The 16,344-nt window shown below is 69.7% G+C and carries 10 protein-coding genes; 5 read left to right on the top strand and 5 right to left on the bottom strand.

The window, feature by feature from the left end:
• Window positions 1–24: 24 nt before the first annotated feature.
• From AC07FJ_RS18610 to AC07FJ_RS18595, 4 genes are all read left to right on the top strand, one after another.
• Complete coding sequence (locus tag AC07FJ_RS18610) at window positions 25–777, top strand: TIGR03089 family protein (protein WP_479050158.1); 753 nt, start codon at window positions 25–27, stop codon at window positions 775–777.
• 163 nt (window positions 778–940) lie between these two features.
• Window positions 941–2,299 carry an LCP family protein gene (locus tag AC07FJ_RS18605; protein ID WP_479050157.1) on the top strand — a complete coding sequence of 453 codons (1,359 nt, stop codon included), beginning with the start codon at window positions 941–943 and terminating at the stop codon, window positions 2,297–2,299.
• A gap of 199 nt (window positions 2,300–2,498) precedes the next feature.
• Entirely contained in the window at window positions 2,499–4,283 is a 1,785-nt protein-coding gene (locus AC07FJ_RS18600) for an LCP family protein (RefSeq protein WP_479050155.1), read from the top strand.
• Between the two features lie 30 nt (window positions 4,284–4,313).
• Window positions 4,314–6,065, top strand: a complete 1,752-nt coding sequence (locus AC07FJ_RS18595; protein WP_479050154.1) for an LCP family protein — start codon at window positions 4,314–4,316, stop codon at window positions 6,063–6,065.
• A 61-nt stretch (window positions 6,066–6,126) separates the two neighbouring features.
• Here AC07FJ_RS18595 and AC07FJ_RS18590 read toward each other — a convergent pair whose 3' ends face one another.
• Window positions 6,127–7,143 (bottom strand): glycosyltransferase family 2 protein, encoded by a 1,017-nt coding sequence (locus AC07FJ_RS18590; protein ID WP_361428688.1) that lies wholly within the window; start codon window positions 7,141–7,143, stop codon window positions 6,127–6,129.
• A 125-nt stretch (window positions 7,144–7,268) separates the two neighbouring features.
• On the opposite strand from AC07FJ_RS18590, the gene AC07FJ_RS18585 reads away from it, so the two are divergent.
• Window positions 7,269–8,747: an LCP family protein gene (locus tag AC07FJ_RS18585; RefSeq protein WP_479050152.1), complete on the top strand. Its 1,479-nt coding sequence runs from the start codon at window positions 7,269–7,271 to the stop codon at window positions 8,745–8,747.
• 319 nt (window positions 8,748–9,066) lie between these two features.
• On the opposite strand, the gene AC07FJ_RS18580 is transcribed toward AC07FJ_RS18585, so the two are convergent.
• From AC07FJ_RS18580 to AC07FJ_RS18565, 4 genes are all read right to left on the bottom strand, one after another.
• The gene (locus AC07FJ_RS18580) at window positions 9,067–9,270 is read right to left on the bottom strand and encodes a hypothetical protein (protein ID WP_479050150.1); all 204 of its coding nucleotides are present in this window, start codon (window positions 9,268–9,270) and stop codon (window positions 9,067–9,069) included.
• A 515-nt stretch (window positions 9,271–9,785) separates the two neighbouring features.
• Complete coding sequence (locus AC07FJ_RS18575; RefSeq protein ID WP_479050148.1) at window positions 9,786–9,995, bottom strand: hypothetical protein; 210 nt, start codon at window positions 9,993–9,995, stop codon at window positions 9,786–9,788.
• Between the two features lie 60 nt (window positions 9,996–10,055).
• Window positions 10,056–13,469: an RHS repeat-associated core domain-containing protein gene (locus AC07FJ_RS18570; protein WP_479050146.1), complete on the bottom strand. Its 3,414-nt coding sequence runs from the start codon at window positions 13,467–13,469 to the stop codon at window positions 10,056–10,058.
• 247 nt (window positions 13,470–13,716) lie between these two features.
• Window positions 13,717–16,344 carry a caspase, EACC1-associated type gene (locus AC07FJ_RS18565; protein WP_479050144.1) on the bottom strand — a complete coding sequence of 876 codons (2,628 nt, stop codon included), beginning with the start codon at window positions 16,342–16,344 and terminating at the stop codon, window positions 13,717–13,719.

Here is a 16,344-nt window from a genome sequence, read left to right as displayed (position 1 = left end):
CGCCGCGCGCGTACGCTAACGCGGGTGAACGCAAGCGACCGTACCCCCGCCGACCTGCTGCGTTCCGCGCTCGCCGCGGACCCGGCACGCCCCTTGGTCACGTACTACGACGACGCCACCGGTGAGCGCGTCGAATTGTCCGTCGCCACCTTCGCCAATTGGGTGGCCAAGACAGCCAACCTCCTCCAGGACGGCCTCTCCGCCGAGCCCGGTGAGCGCGTCGCGCTGCTGCTGCCCGCGCACTGGCAGACCGCGGTGTGGCTGCTCGCCTGCGCGTCGGTCGGCGTCGTCGCCGATCTGGACGGCGACCCCGCCGCCGCCGACCACGTGGTCGCCGGGCCCGACCGGCTCGACGACGGGCGCGCCTGCCGCGGCGAGCGGCTCGCGCTGTCCCTGGCCCCGCTCGGCCGCCGCTTCCCGACGGCGCCGGAGGGGTACGACGACTACGCCGTCGAGGTCCCGACGCAGGGCGACGTCTTCCGTCCGTACGCGCCCGTCGACGCGGACGCGCCCGCGCTGACCGTCGCCGGCGCGGAGCTGACGGGCAGCGACATCGTGGAGCGGGCGCTCGCCGACGCGCGGCAGCTCGGGCTGCGGGCGGGGTCCCGGCTGCTGTCCGGACTCGGGTACGACACCTGGGAGGGCGTGTCGGCGGGGCTGTACGCGCCGCTGGCGGCGGGCGCGTCGGTCGTGCTGTGCCGGAACCTCGACCGGTTGGCGGCGGACGCGCTGGAGAAGCGCGTCGAGAGCGAGCGCATCACGCACCGCGCCCTCTGACGGGCCTGCCGACCGAAGTCGTCCGAGTCTCCGTATCCGTCGAATCCGTCGTAAGTGCACCCGTCCGGCGCACGGTGCGCCCGCTCCCCCGGGTCCCGGGGCCGACTCCGATGGATGATCGTCACAGAGACCGCGGCCCGACGGCACGAAGGACGGACCCGACGTGACGGACAGCACTGGCACGCCCGCCGAACCGCCCCGCCGGGGCGGATCCGAGCCGCCGCGTGCCAGTGCCCCGTCGAAGAAGCGCAGGAAGAAGCGCCCGCGCTCGGCTGCCTCACCGGTCACATCCGCCGCATCCGCATCCGCATCCGCCGGGTCCACCCCACCCGCCGCGCCGCCGCCCCCCGCCGGGGGCCCGGCCCGCCGCTGGTTGCGCTGCGGCGCCTTCGGGGCCGCGCTCCTGGTGCTGGGGGCGGCCGGGGGCGGCTGGTGGCTGTACCAGAAGCTGGACGGCAACATCACCACCGACACCTCCGCCGCCGCCGAGCTGGAGCGGTACGAGCGGGAGCGGCCCTCCTCCCTCGTGCGCGGGGCGCGCAACATCCTGCTCATCGGCTCCGACACCCGCGTCGGCGACGGCAACGACGAGTACGGCAACGACAAGGACGGCCAGCGCTCCGACACCACGATCCTGCTGCACCTGGCGGCCAACGGGCGGGGGGTGACCGCCGTTTCGCTCCCGCGCGACCTCATGGTGGACATCCCCGCCTGCGGCAAGCGGAACGGTACGCGCACGCGGCCGCAGTTCGCGCAGTTCAACTGGGCGTACCAGCTCGGCGGTACGGCGTGCACGATCCGCACCGTCGAGAAGATGACCGGCATCCGCATCGACCACCACATGGTGATCGACTTCCGGGGGTTCAAGGACATGGTGGACGCCGTCGGCGGCGTACGCGTCTGCGTCACGGAGCCGATCGACGACCCGGACGCCCGCATCACGCTGAAGCCCGGCGCCCGGACGCTCCACGGCGAGCAGGCCCTCGGCTACGTACGGGCCCGCAAATCGCTCGGCAACGGCAGCGACACCGAACGCATGGACCGTCAGCAGCAGTTCCTGGGAGCGCTGGTCAACAAGGTGCAGAGCAACGGTGTCCTGCTCAATCCGGCGCGGCTCTACCCGGTGCTGGACGCCGCCACCAAGTCGGTCACGACCGACCCGGGGCTGGACTCCCTGAAGGACCTGTACGACCTGGCGCGCGCCCTGCGGAGCGTACCGACCGAGAGGGTGCAGTTCCTGACCGTGCCGCGGCAGCCGTACAGCGGCGACCCGAACCGGGACATGCTCGTCCAGCCGAAGGCCGACACCCTCTTCAAGCGGCTGCGGGACGACGCGCCGGTGACGGTGGTCCCCGCCGACCGGCGGCCGAGCCGCGGGCAGTCCGACGGGAACGAGGACGAGTCGTCGAGCGCGTCCGCGACGCCGACCTTCACGGGGACGAACGCGGCCACCGGGGCCTGTGGGCAAAGAACAGGCAAGGGAGTGGGCAAAAGTGGGGGCAACGGGGGCGGCGGTCTATGACGATTGGGCGGAATGCCCGGTTGTAAGGGCCGTGGAATTTGTCACGGGCGTCGCCCGGCGCTGAACTGAGCGGATAGTGTGACGCGATCCGGTTGGTGAGACAGACCGCGAGGTCGCGCACAACCGGTTTTTCGAGCCGAGCGTCTCCTTTCCGGGGGAGGGGCGTCTCGAGTGGCACCGACGGAGGACTCAAGCAACCGTGGATGCGCAGAGCCGTGGGCGGGTGGACGACATCGACCCCGCAGACCAGTGGGTACTCAACCCCGACACCGGCAACTACGAACTGCGACTGGGCGAATCCACAGAGCAAGCCAAGGTGGCGCAGCCCCGTGGCTCGCGTGTTTCGCGTGGCTCCGGCAGCACCCGTGGCGCTCGTGACACCCGTGGCTCCCGTGGTGGCTCCTCTTCCACTTCCCCGGCTTCGGCCACGACAACCGCCCCCGGCCGCTCGGTTCCGGGCCAGCGCGGCCGGCGCAGCGCCAACGCCGCGGACGGCGGCGGTGGCAGCGGCCGCCGCAAGCGCAAGCAGAAGCAGTCCGGCAAGAAGAAGGCGCTGCTGTGGACGGCGGGCGTCATGGGGGTCGTGGTCGTCGGAGCGTCGGTCGGCGCGTACCTCATCTACGACCGCCTCAACGGCAACCTCAACACGGTGGACGTCGGGGACGCGGCCAGCGGCGGCTCCCTGAAGGACGGGCCGATCAACATCCTGCTCATCGGGTCCGACGTACGCACCGGCGAGGGCAACGAGAGCTACGGCAACCGGGAGAACACCACCGGTCACGCCGACACGACGTTCCTCTTCCACGTCTCCGAGGACCGCACCAACGCGACCGCGATAAGCATCCCGCGCGACCTGAAGATCGACATCCCGGACTGCCCGACGAAGCAGACGGACGGCTCGACCAAGGTGATCCCGGGGTCGCCGGACACGAAGTTCAACGAGAGTTACGGCGTGAACGGCCGGGACCCGGGCTGCACGATGCGTACGGTGAAGCAGATCACCGGGGTGCCGATCGACCACTTCATGATGGCCGACTTCAACGCGGTCAAGACGCTCACCACCGCGATCGGCGGCGTGGACGTCTGTCTGACGAAGCCCATCAAGGACAAGGACTACTCCCAGCTGGACCTGCCGGCCGGGAAGCACTCCCTCCAGGGCGAGCAGGCCCTCGCGTTCCTCCGCAACCGGCACGGGCTCGGCAACGAGAGCGACCTCGACCGGATCAAGATGCAGCAGCAGTTCGTCGCGTCGATGATCCGGAAGATGAAGGAGGACACGCTCGGCAGCCCGAAGAAGATGCTGGACCTCGCGGACGCGGCGACCAAGGCGCTCACGGTGGACAGCGGCATCGGCGACATCCCGAAGCTGACCACCCTCGCCAAGGAGCTCGGCGGGATCAACCTCAAGAACATCTCGTTCATGACGGTCCCGGTGAAGGACAACCCGAGGGAGACGGTGAAGGCGACCGTGGTCCTCGACGAGACCAAGGCGCCCGAGGTCTTCCGCATGCTGCAGAACGACGTCTCCTTCACCGAGGTGAAGAAGAAGGAGAAGGAGAAGGCGGCGGAGGCCAAGAGCAAGCAGGCCGCGCTGCTCAAGGGCCCCCGGGCCGAGGCCGCCGACGTACGCGTCGACGTCTACAACGGCAGCGAGACCGTCGGTGCCGCGCAGTCGACGCTGCTCTGGCTGCAGAACGACCAGGGCGTGCTCAAGTCGACGAACAAGAGCAACGCTCCTGAGAAGATCGCCAAGACGACACTGGAGTTCGCGCCGAACCAGGCCGATCAGGCCCGTAAGCTCGCGGACTTGATGGGTCTGCCCGCCTCGGCGCTGAAGCAGGGGACGCAGGACGCGCAGGGGCTCCAGGCGATGGTGCTGACGCTCGGCGGCGACTTCAAGGGCGCAGGGGTGCCCATCGCCGCTCCGACGACGGTGCCGGACGTGGAGAAGGTAGAGGCGGACAAGCAGGTATGCGCGCAGTGACGCGTACCTGACGTGACAGGGGGACCTGGGGTGGGACAGAGCCGCGTACGCGGGGAGGGGACACGACACCGCGTACCGCACGCCCGTGACCTCGGATGGGACGACAGCCTCTACGAGGAGGACGGGACGAGGAAGAAGGACGCCCCTGGGGGCCCTGGGGCCGCCGGTGCGACCGAGGCCACCGGTGCGACCGATGCCACCGGTGCCACTGGTGCCGCCGAAGCCGCCGGTACCACCGGTGCCGCCAAGCAGGGCGGGCAGAAGGTGACGGGCAAGGGCACGGGCAAGGCCAAGGGCACGGGGAAGCGGCGCGTCGGGCGCTGGGTGGCCGCCGTGCTGGCGCTGCTGATACTCGGCACGGCCGGCGCCGGTTACGTGTACTACGAGCACCTCAACAGCAACATCAAGAAGGACAAGCTCAACCTCGGCAAGAACAAGATGGCCGAGCACAAGGTGAACGCCGCGGGCCAGACCCCGCTCAACATCCTGCTCATCGGCTCCGACGCCCGCGACTCCAAGGAGAACCAGGCGCTGGGCGGGGCGAAGGACACCTTCAACGGCGTCCCGCTCGCCGATGTCCAGATGCTCATCCACCTCTCCGCCGACCGCAGCAATGTCTCCGTGATCAGCATGCCGCGCGACACCATGCTGAAGATCCCGGAGTGCACCGACCCCGAGACCGGCAAGGTGTACCCGGCGCGGCAGTGGGCGCAGACGAACGAGTCGCTCGGCCGCGGCGGCCCCGGTTGCACGGTGGCCACCTGGTACGAGCTGACCGGCATCACCATCGACCACTTCATGATGATCGACTTCGCGGGTGTGGTGTCGATGGCGGACGCCGTCGGTGGCGTACCAGTGTGCGTGGACAAGAACATCCACTCCCGTACGCGGGACGGCAAGGGCTCCGGCCTGAAGCTCCCGAAGGGCACCCACCCCATCCAGGGCGAGCAGGCCCTGCAGTGGCTGCGTACGCGGTACGGCTTCGGCGACGGCAGCGACCTGTACCGGGCGCGCGCCCAGCACATGTACATGAACTCGATGGTCCGGGAGCTGCGCGCCAACGCCAAGCTGACCGACCCGAACAAGCTGCGCAAGCTCGCCGAGGCGGCGACCGAGGCGCTCACCGTGGACGAGGGCCTCGGCACCATCACCAAGCTGTACGACCTGGGGCAGGAGCTCAAGAGCGTCCCCACCGAGCGCATCACGATGACGACGATGCCCAACGTCTACTCGACGCGGCAGCGGGGCAAGGTCGAGCCCAAGCCGGGCGAGGCCGAGCAGATCTTCGAGATGATCCGCGAGGACATCCCGCTGGACGGCAAGGCCTCCAAGCGCAAGAAGCCGGCCGCCTCCAAGGATCCGGCGGCGCCGGTCGGCGAGACGGAGGTGATGGTGCAGAACGGCACCTACACCCCGCAGCTGGGATCGTCGAAGGGGCGCGCGACCGAGATCGCCGGGGTGCTGTCCGGCAAGGGCTACACGCAGGCGAAGGCGGACGCGGCGACCAATCCGCAGGCGAAGACGCTCGTGCGGTTCCCGAGCGCGGAGCTGGAGGGTGACGCGCAGGCGCTCGCGAAGGCGCTCGGCATTCCGGCCTCCGCGGTGAAGAAGTCCGCCGAGGTCACGCGCATCACGCTCGTCGTGGGCGCGGACTGGCGGGAGGGCGACACCTACCCGAAGTCGGCGGGCGCGGCGGAGGGCAAGACCCCGCAGTCGGCGAACCCGCTCAGCGCGGGCGACACGACGAAGTGCATGGAGGTCGACCCGAACTTCACCTGGTAGGGCGACCGGCACGGCGAAGGGCCCCGGGGCGACTGCTCCGGGGCCCTTCGCCGTACGCGTGTCAGCGCGCGAGCACCGCCGGGCGGCGGCTCGCGATGACCTTCTTCGCCAGCGAGCGCGGGCTGGTCAGGAAGCCGTACCCCCACGACATGTGCATCGTCGCCAGCGCCACCGGGATCTGGAGGCGGGCCTTCAGCGGCAGGCCGCGGCCCGCCGGGAGGGAGCCCGCGACGATCGCCGCGAGGTAGCCGCCGGGGATGACGAAGCCCAGCGGGGTGAGGGTCGCGCCGACGACGACACCCGCCGCGATGGCGCAGACGGCCGTCGGCGGGGCGAGGTAGCGGAGGTTGATGGAGCCCTGGTGGTAGCGGGCGACGACGTGGCGCCAGCGGCCGTAGTCCTTGTACTGCTTGGCGAGGGCGCGCACGCTCGGCCGCGGACGGTACGACACCTTCAGCTCCGGCGAGAACCAGATCAGGCCGCCGGCCTCGCGGATGCGGAAGTTCAGCTCCCAGTCCTGGGCGCGGATGAACTCCTCGTTGTAGCCGCCCTGCTGTTCGAGCGCCTCGCGGCGGAAGACGCCGAGGTAGACGGTCTCGGCGGGGCCCGCCTCGCCGCCGGTGTGGAAGGCGGCGTTGCCCACGCCGATCTTCGACGTCATGGCGGCGGCGACCGCGTGCTCCCAGTCGTTCTCGCCCTCGGCGTGCATGATGCCGCCGACGTTCTGCGCGCCGGTCTCCTCCAGGAGGCGGACGGCGGTCGCGATGTAGTTCGGCGAGAGCATGCCGTGCCCGTCGACCCGCACCACGATGGGGTGGCGGGACGCCTTGATCGCGGCGTTGAGGGCCGCGGGGGTGCGCCCGGTGGGGTTCGGCACGGTGTGGACGCGGGGGTCTTCCCGTACGAGCTCGGCGGCGATCTCGTCCGTGCGGTCCGTGGACGGGCCGAGGGCGATCACCACCTCCATCTCGCCGTCGTACTCCTGCTCGAGGATGTGACGGACCGAGGTGCGCAGGTGCCGCTCCTCATTGAGGACCGGCATGATCACGGAAACCGGGGGCGGAGGCGTGGCGTTCATATCGCCCGCCACGTTACCGCGAACGGGGGACACCGGTGCGCGCCGCCCGGGCGATGCGGGCGGGCGCTGATCGTATGGGCCTACTGTGCTCATGATCCCCCTGTACGCCCGCGGAGGTGTCCTTCGTGCCCACGCCGCCCCGCCGTCCTGCCGGCCCCAGGCCTCCCGTGCCCGGGCGACCGCGACGGCCGGAGCCGGCGCAGCCGCCACGGCCGGTGCCGCGGCCCCGGTGGGGCATGCGGATGGTGACGACCCTCTCGGTGCTGGTGCTGGGCGTCGGCGGGATCGGCCACGCCGTCGTGACCAGCCTCGACACCGGCATCGGCCGGGTGGACCCGTTCCGCGACATGAAGAACCGCCCCGCGCCCGGCCACGGCACGAACATCCTCGTCGTCGGCACCGACGGCCGCGACAAGATCACCCCGGCCGAGAAGCAGCGGTACCGGCTGGGCGGTGCCGGGTGCCGCTGCACCGACACGATCATGCTCGTCCACATCTCCGCCGACCGGAAGCGCGCCAGCACGGTCTCGCTGCCCCGCGACTCGTACGCCGAGATCCCCGAGCACACCGACACCCGCACCGGTGAGCGGCACCCCAAGCACCCGGTGAAGCTGAACGCGGCGTACGCGGAGGGCGGGCCCCAGCTGACCGTACGGACCGTGGAGCACATGACCGGCGTGAAGGTCGACCACTACCTGGAGGTCGACTTCACCAGCTTCATGCGGACGGTCGACGCGGTCGGCGGGGTGCGGATCTGCACGGCCAAGCCGATGAAGGACGCCTACACCGGCCTCGCCCTGCCCGCCGGCACGCACGAGCTCAACGGCGGCCAGGCGCTGCAGTACGTGCGCTCCCGCCACATCGACGGCGCCTCCGACCTGGGCCGGATGCAGCGCCAGCAGCGGTTCCTGGCGGCGCTGATCGACCGGGCGACGAGCGAGGGCGTGCTGCTGAACCCGGTGCGCTTCCAGGAGGTCGTGGGCTCGGTCCTCACCTCCGTACGGGCCGACGAGGGGTTCCGTACGGAGGAGATGCTGGCGCTGGCGAAGGCGATGCGCGGCTTCAAGGCGGCGTCGTCGGAGTTCACGTCCGTGCCGGTCGCGCAGGCGAGCTTCCCGGTGAAGGGGCTCGGCTCGACGGTGCGGTGGGACCCGGTGAAGTCGAAGAAGCTGTTCCGGGCGCTGCGCGAGGACAAGCCGCTCGCGCCGTACGCGGCCCGCAGCTCGGTGCGCAAGAAGCTCGTGGAGGTCTCGCCCCAGCAGATCCGGGTGCAGGTCTACAACGGCACCCGCGTGCACGGCCTGGGCGCGCGCGTCGACTCGGCGCTGCGGGGGACGGGTTTTCGCACGACCCGTACGCCGCTGAACTGGGCGCGGCGCGACGTCCACCGCACCATCGTCTGGTTCGACCCCCGCTGGGACCGCTCGGCCCGCTCCCTCGCCACGGCCCTCCCGGGCGCGGAACTCCGCCCGGTCCCGGGCCAGGGCGCCCTGCTGAAGGTGACGGCGGGCGGGAACTTCACGGGCGTGCTGCCGGTACGGGCGGAGAACGCGTTCCAGGGCGAGTTCGGCGTGGTGACAGGGGACCAGGTGATCTGCGGGTAGGGGGCCGGTGCGTCGGGCCGTCTACTTCCTTTTCCGGGCCTGTACGACTCCGAGGACGACGAAAGCCAGGACGGCGATTCCGCACAGCACCCAGAGGGGGATGCCGTCGAGCCCTTTGTAGGCCAACGCATCCGAGGCGGTGGGTGATCGCATGAGAACCTCTGGCCTCAACGTCGCCTCCCTTTGGCTATCACCATGGCCACCAGGCCCAGGATGAACAGCGCACCGACAACCAAACCACCTGATGCCTGCACAAGAACTCCTTCGCTTCGCTTCCGGAGATGGCCGGTCGGATCAGAGCCGTTCGGATCACCTTGCTTCACGTGTTCCGACCGTCCGGCTTCTGCTGATTCTTGAGCTTTTTGCGGCGGACAGAGGCAATGCCGAGCGCCGGACCGAGCAGAACGGCCGCAGGGGTTCCCCACGCCTGGCCGGCGGGCGCTCCGGTGACGGTCATCACCACTGCGATCGCCAGGTAGAGGGTGGCCAACGTGAGGGTGAAGATGATCCAGGAACTGTTCATAGCCTTCCTCGGGTGGAGAGCGTCAACCACGCCCCGCCAAGCACGAGAATCAGCCCGAAAGCGAGAGGAACGACCGACCTGGCATTGCCGCTCCGCGCATCCTCGATCTCCCTGCAGAGATCAGCAGCGCTCCACAAAGCATGGCAACAATTGATCCGGCCAGTACAACGAGCCGGCGCCGTCTCCTGTAGCCGGGCATCCTACTGGCGCCTCCTGCCTCTGCCCCTTATGACAAGGAGTACGCCGATCGCCAGGCCCGTGACGAGAACCGCGACAGCCAAGGCGGTGGGCAGACTCGCGAATCCGGACCGTGCGAGGTCCATGGCTTCTCCTTTCCCAGGTGGTTCCGGTCAGGTCGAGGGCCTGCCCGCGAGGCTCACCTCTTCTTGGCGTAGAGGATGATCGCGAGCGCCAGGAGGAAACCGATGACGGCGTCCGGCCCGCTCGACCTCAGGCGACCAGCCGTCCCAACGCGCCATGAAACTCCACCTTGCACCCGCTCGGCGGTATGCGGGCTACGGCTGACCACGCTTGATGTTCTTGATAAACATTGTGCCAGCGAGATACATGCAAGCGATCAGCCCGAGAAGAACCCAACCTCCACTTTCTCCTGAGGCGATGAGGAAAATCGAAAAAGCCACGCCTATAACGGCGAATACCGCCGCGAACAGCATGTAGCGCTTGACCACGGCGCGCTGTTCGACTGACCATCCGAGTCGAGGCATGTTTCCTCCTTTTGGCTGTGCGGGGGCCGGGCACTGCCCGGCCCCCACGTGATCCTTTTTTCAGCCGGCGACAGCGTTGGACGCTATCTGGCTTGCACTCCAGGAAATGGCGTAGCACCCAGCGGTCGCTCCGAGGGACCCTCCGAGGGTTGCCGGTGCTGTCGCTGCTACGGCTGCCCCGCAGAGAGCTCCCGCGACGCCACCTGCGACTACTCCTGCGACATCACCCCAAAGCGCTTTGGTATCCCCTTGGGCCAGATGCGTTGCACCGGTGATGAGATCGCCGGCCGGGCCCAAGGCATCTGCCACGCCGGACAGGCTGAGCAGCCCGCTTGGATCACTGTGGTTGATGGGGTCGCCCGCGGCGTACAGGTACGGGTTCGTCTCCTGGCCCGAGGGGTCGGGCTGGGTGAAGCGGCTGGTGTTGGGGTCGTAGTAGCGGGCGCCCATCTTGTAGAGACCCGTCGGGTCGGCGTAGGCGCCGGCGAAGCGGTAGGGCTGGGGGACGGTTTCGGTGGTGGTGCGGGCGCGGCCGGTGGGGTTGTAGGCGTAGGTGTGGGTGCGGGCACCGGTCTCGTCGACGAGGCCGAGGACGTTGCCGGTCGCGTCGGTGAGGTAGTAGTGGCTCTTTCCGCCGGTGCGCATGGAGTTGAGTGTGCCCCCGGGTTCGCGGACAAATCCGGTGTCGGCACCGGCGGTTGTGGTTCCGGTCAGGCCGAGGGCGGTGTGGTGGAACCACGTCTCGCCGAGCTTGGTGCGCTCGCTGTTGTCGGTGCCGGCGTGGGAGGCGTCGCGGGCCGTGCCGCCGGTGGTGATGGTCTTCAGCTGGTTGTGGTCGCTCCAGGTCTCGCCGGAGCGGGCGTAGCCGGAGGTGGGGTCGCCGGCGAGTTCGTTGCCGGACTTGTCGTAGGACCACCCCGTGGTCGAGCCGCCCGCGGAGACGAGCTGGGAGGCGTCGTTGTAGCCGTACGTCGGCGTGGTGGGGCAGGTGGCGGCCGTGGAGTCGTAGTGCGTGAGGTTCCCGGCCTTGTCGTAGCAGTACAGCCACGACGCCTTGCGGACACCGGCGGCGTCGGCCTCCTTGGCGTAGGACAGCCGGCCCTGGGAGTCGTAGGTGTAGCTGGTGGTCAGCTTGGCGGCGTTGTCCGTACGCGTACGGATCTTGGTGCCGTCCTTGGCCGTCGTGCCGGACGTGTAGCTGTAGGTGTAGGCCAGATCCACGAGCGTGGTGGTGCCGGACGTGGTCTTGATGGCCTTGGGGCGGCTGGACTGGTCGAGGGTGACGGTCTGGGTGGTGCCGCCGGGGTACACGGTCTTGGTGCGCTTGTCGTTGTTGTCGTAGTCGAAGTCGGTCTTCTTGCCCGCCGGGTCGATCAGGAAGTCCAGGCGTCCGGCCGCGTCCCAGGTGTAGTCGGTCTTGCCGTTGGGGTCGGTGTAGTGGTCGACCTCGCCGCCCGGGGTGTACGCGAGGACGGTCTGCGCGCCGTGCTGGAGCGTGCGGGTCGCCTCGCGGTTGAGCTTGTCGAAGGTCCAGACCGTGGTGCCGGTGGCGTCGGTGCGCGAGGTGAGGTTGCCGTCCCCGTCGTAGGTGTAGGTGACGGTCGTGTTGGTGGAGGACACCTTGGTGACGCGGTCGCGGCTGTCGTAGACGTACACGCTCTTGATGCCGCGGCCGTCGATGACGGTCTCCACCCGTCCCAGGCCGTCGTAGGTGTACGTGACGGCGCCGAGCGGGGCGGGCGGCGTCACCTTCGACAGGTTGCCCTTGGCGTCGTACGTGAAGGAGGTCACCTTGCCGTTGGCGTCCTTGGCGGTGCACCGCTGGCCCTCGAAGCCGCCGCACGTCGGCGTGGCGGGGTTGTAGGTGTAGGAGCGGGTGCCGCCCGCGGTGCCGGTGGTGGTCACCGACAGGGTGTTGCCGTTGGTGTCGTAGGCGAAGTCGTCCTTCTGCCCGTCGGCGCTGCTGAAGTCCCGGGGCAGGTCGGTGCCCGCGATGGTCTGGTACGCCGAGACGGCCGCGGTCGCGCCGGTGGGCAGCTTGGCGGAGGAGGGGTTGTTGCGGGCGTCCCACCCGTAGGTGGTGACGTTCCCGCCCGTGCCGTCCGTGCCCGTGCCCATCGCGTCGGTCGCCGTCTGGACCAGATGGCCCTTGTACGACTTCGAACGGGAGTGGCCCAGCGGGTCGGTGACCTTGGTGATCTCGTTGTCGGCGTTGTGCGTGTGCACGGTCTTGTCGCCGTCGGGGTCCGTCACCGTCGTCGTGCCCGCGTCGGACGGGGTCGCGCCGGAGTGGTCGTAGCGCCAGGTCGGCCCGGTGTGCCCGGTGGCGTCCGTACCGGTCACCCGCTTCACCGAGGTGACCCGGTTGTGCGCGTCGTACGTGAACAGCGTGACCGTGCCCTCGGGCGTGGTCACCTTCGTCACCCGCCGCGAGGAGTCGTATTCGTACGCCGTCGTCTTCCCGGCGGTGTCGGTCGAGCGGGCGACGTCGCCGGCCGGGTTGAGGTCGAAGACGGCCGTGCGGCCGGTGTGGTCCTTGGCCTGCCACTGCGAGGCGTCCGTCTTCACCAGGTCGATCCACCGGCCCGAACGGCTCTCGGTCAGCTTGAAGCCCCTGTGCTCACCGGTCTCGTCGTGCTGGTCGACGGTGATGGTGCCGTTGTTCTTGTCGGTGACCTTCGTCAGCGTGCCGTGGACGTTGTACGTGTCCTTGGAGCCGGACTTGCGGTCGGTCAGGGTGTAGGTGCCGTCCGCGTTCTTCTTCAGGTCCTTGGAGTAGCCGGTCGGCGTGGTGTACGTGCCGTCGGCGTTCTCGGCGAAGCGGACGGCGTCGCCGGTCGCGTCGTACACGACGACCTCGGTGTCGAGGATCTGCGCGTAGCGCTCGTACCCCTGCCACCACCGCTGGGAGACCTTCCCCCAGGGCGCGTCCAGGGAGTTGTACGTGCGCGTCAGCTGGAGCTTCTGCCCGACTCCGGCGATGTTGAAGTCGGTCGCGGCCAGCATCAGGTTGCCGTTGGACAGGTTCACCCGCGCCACGAGTGCGTCGCTCAGGCGCGTGTCCGAGAACTCGTGCCAGGGGACCTGGCCTTGGCCCTCGGGTACGTACGTGGTGGTCTCGGCGGCGGCCACCGCCGAGGTCGCGGTCGTGGCACTCGGCGCGGTGGCACCGGTGGCGCGCGCCTTCTGCGCCGCCCGCCACGCCGCCACGGCGGCGGAGGGCTCGGCCTCCGGCACCGACGCCGGTGCCTTGGTCACGCCGGCCGGAACGGGCGGCGCGCTCGCCGCCTTGCCCGGAGTGGTCCACGGCGTGGTGGCCTGCGGCAGCTCGGCAGCGGGTGTCGGAGCGGCGAAGGCCGGGGCTCCGGCTACGACGAGGGAGACGGCGGTGATGGCCGCGGTCAGGGTGTAGCGCGAGGTGACGGTGGATCTGCGGGCACGCCGAAGAGACGTGCGCGAAGCACGTGAACGCATCAACTTCCCCCCACAGGAAGAGTCGCCACAGTGACCCCAGTGGTCACCGGGCGCCCACAACCTGCCACGGGTTGTTGAAGAAGAGCGGCCCGCTGCCCCCAAAATTCGAACGTATGTGGGGCGGAATGAGTCCTACCGCTACCCCTTCCATAGGACCCTCTGCAGGACAAAGCGCCCTCGCGGGTCGCGGTCCTGGCAGTTCACCGCCGGGCGCTCGCCGCCGAAGATGGCTTGAAACGTTCGGTGGTCAACTGTCGCGTACGCCGAGCGAGACGTAGTCGTAGGCACCGTAGGCGTCGGTCGTATAGACGTTGGTCAGCCGGGGATCGCGCCAGAGCAGGCGCCTCCCGTGGACGAGCGGCAGATAGTGGGCGCCCTCGGCCACCGCGCGGTTGATCTCGGCGTAGGTCTGCGCCGCCTTGTCGGGGTCGGTCTCGGCCACGGCCCGGTCGAGGAGCCGGTGGATGGCAGGGTCGTCGATCTCGGCGAAGTTGTACGAACCCGCCACCCTGTCGTCGACCAGGGGCAGCAGGAAACCCTGCCCGGTCGGGAAGTCGGCGCCCCAGCCCCGGATGACGAGGCCGTAGCCCTTCTCCTTGATCACCTTCCGGTAATCGGACGGGTCCAGCGTGGTTTCCGTGTTGAGCCTCTCGATGCGCGTCGTGATCCCGACCTTCTTCAGTGACTGCTGGAGGACCTCGGCCGTCGCGTCGTCGGACGGATGGCTGTTCCGGACGGCGATGGTGGTGGTGAAGCCGTTCGGCCGTCCGCAGGCCGCCAGGGCCTTCTTGGCGGCGGCCTGGTCCCCCTGGGCGTTGCGCAGGACACCGTACGGGTCGTACGCGGGATCGCTGCCTTTGATCGAGGGCGGCAGAATGTGCGGCGCGATGTCGCCGCCGGTCTCGGGGCCGCCGCGGGCTTTTCGCACCAAGGCACGATCGGCGGCGTAGAGGACCGCCTTGCGGCACTGGACGTTGTCGAACGGCGCGACGGTTCGCGGAAGGGCCACGTAGGAGAGGACGCCGCTCCGCGGGTTGTCCAGGTTCCGCTTCAGGTCAGGGTCCTGGAGCATCTGGGCGGCGCTCTGGGCACTCATCCCGGTGGCGTTCAGGTCGAGGTCGTAACCCCCATTGCGAAGCTCGTGCTCCGCCTGCTGGCTCGTGCCGACAAATCTGACTGTGATCCTGTCCGGCAGGGCGGCACGCACCGGGTCGGACGCCTTCTGCCACTTGTCGTTGCGTACGAGTTCCAGCGACTTCTTCGGCTGGTAGTTGTGGAACTTGTACGGGCCGCTGGAGAACGGGCGCGAGCCGTACTTGGCGCCCTTGTCCTCCTCCTCCTTCACCGGGGACCCGGCGGGCATCGCGAGCATGTGCTCGAAGTCGCCGTTCGGCTTGGGCAGCTTGAACACGATGGTCTCGGAGTCGGGCGTCTCGATGGCCTTCAGACCGCGCTTGTCCTTATAGGGGCCCATGTAGGTCCTGTCGGCTTCGAGCGCGAAGCGAAGGTGGAGCGGGCCGCCGGGGAGGACGTCCTGGTCCCAAAGGCGCTCGATGCCGTACTTGATGTCCTGGGAAGTGATGGGTGAACCGTCCTCCCAGGTGATCCCGGAGCGAAGCCTGTAGGTGTACGTCTTCCCGCCGTCGGAGATCTCCGCCGGGCCGGCGGCCAGGTCGGGCACCAGCTTGGTGCCGTTGACGCCCGGCTCGGGGGCGTACGTGACCAGTTGGCGGGTGTAGAAGCGGGCGAAGTTCCACGCGAAGGTGTAGTACATCCGCTGGGGGTCCCAGGAGTCGGCGTCGTTGGCGGCAACGAACCTCAACTCGCCGCTCGTGACGCTGGACTTGTTGACCACCTTGTCGTTCGCGGCGCCATACCCCGCGCCCGCCGCCTTGTCGGCGCCTTCCGGTGCGTCGCCCCGCCAGGCGATGAGGGCCGGGATGCCGACGGCGAGGAGGACAACGGCCACGGCCCCGGCCACGCCAATGGCGAGCCGGCGCTGCCGCCTCTGACGTTGTGGTGCCCGCACCGCAGCCGGACGCGGCGGCTGCGGTGGCTGCGGTGGCTCCGGCTCCGGCTCCACAGGCGGCTCCGGTTCCCGCTCCACAGGCGGCTCCGGCTCCCGCTCCGGGAGCAGCAGCGCGCGATTGCGCGCCAGCGCGATCTGCCCTCCCGCGTTGCGGTTGCGCTGCTGCGGCAGCGGCCGCGCCTTGGCCAGCAGCCTGCCGTACAGGTGCCGGTACACGGTGTCCATGTCCAGCAGTTCCGGGCCTTCGGGGATGCCCTCCGTGAGCGCGGTGATCAGCTCGCCGGTGAAGGCCGTGTACCTCTCCCCCGGCGGCGACAGCGCCTTGCGCGTCTCCGCCGAGGCCGCCAGCAGCGAGGTGCCGTCGATGCCCGCGTGGTCGGCCACCTGGTCCGTGGCGCTCATCCCGCCGACCAGCGCCCGCCCGCTGTAGCAGCAGTCCAGGATCACCACCTTGCGCCGGGCCCGTACGCGCGGGTCCAGCAGCGCCCGGCGCACCCAGTCGTACGGCAGCGCGGTGTACGACCGCTCCGGATCGGTGTCGGGCAGGGCGAGGTACAGCTCGTCGCTGTACGGGTCGGTGAGGCCGTGGCCGCCGTAATAGACGACCAGGGTGTCGTCGGCGCTCCGGGCCACGCGGTTGAGGGTGTCGAGCACCGCCTGGGCGTTCGGCGGCTGCGCCAGCGTGACGCAGTTCGACCGGGGCAGCCCCCACAGGTCCGGGGCGGCGAACGCCTGCGCCAGCCCCGTCAGGTTCCGCTCCACGGCGGGCAGGTCCGGCAGCGTCCGGTACGCGTGTACGCCGATGAGGAGGGCCCGCGAGGTGGCCGGATCGGGCAGGGCCGCCAT

It is taken from the genome of Streptomyces sp. NPDC045998 (genome assembly GCF_056430285.1).
This window is presented reverse-complemented; position numbering and strand designations above follow the sequence as displayed.

Bases quoted from the DNA above. Each gene is read 5' to 3' on its own strand.
- AC07FJ_RS18575 (WP_479050148.1), bottom strand. From the start codon at position 9,995: ATGCCTCGACTCGGATGGTCAGTCGAACAGCGCGCCGTGGTCAAGCGC.
- AC07FJ_RS18565 (WP_479050144.1), bottom strand. From the start codon at position 16,344: ATGGCGGCCCTGCCCGATCCGGCCACCTCGCGGGCCCTCCTCATCGGC.
- AC07FJ_RS18570 (WP_479050146.1), bottom strand. From the start codon at position 13,469: ATGCGTTCACGTGCTTCGCGCACGTCTCTTCGGCGTGCCCGCAGATCC.
- AC07FJ_RS18590 (WP_361428688.1), bottom strand. From the start codon at position 7,143: ATGAACGCCACGCCTCCGCCCCCGGTTTCCGTGATCATGCCGGTCCTC.
- AC07FJ_RS18580 (WP_479050150.1), bottom strand. From the start codon at position 9,270: ATGAACAGTTCCTGGATCATCTTCACCCTCACGTTGGCCACCCTCTAC.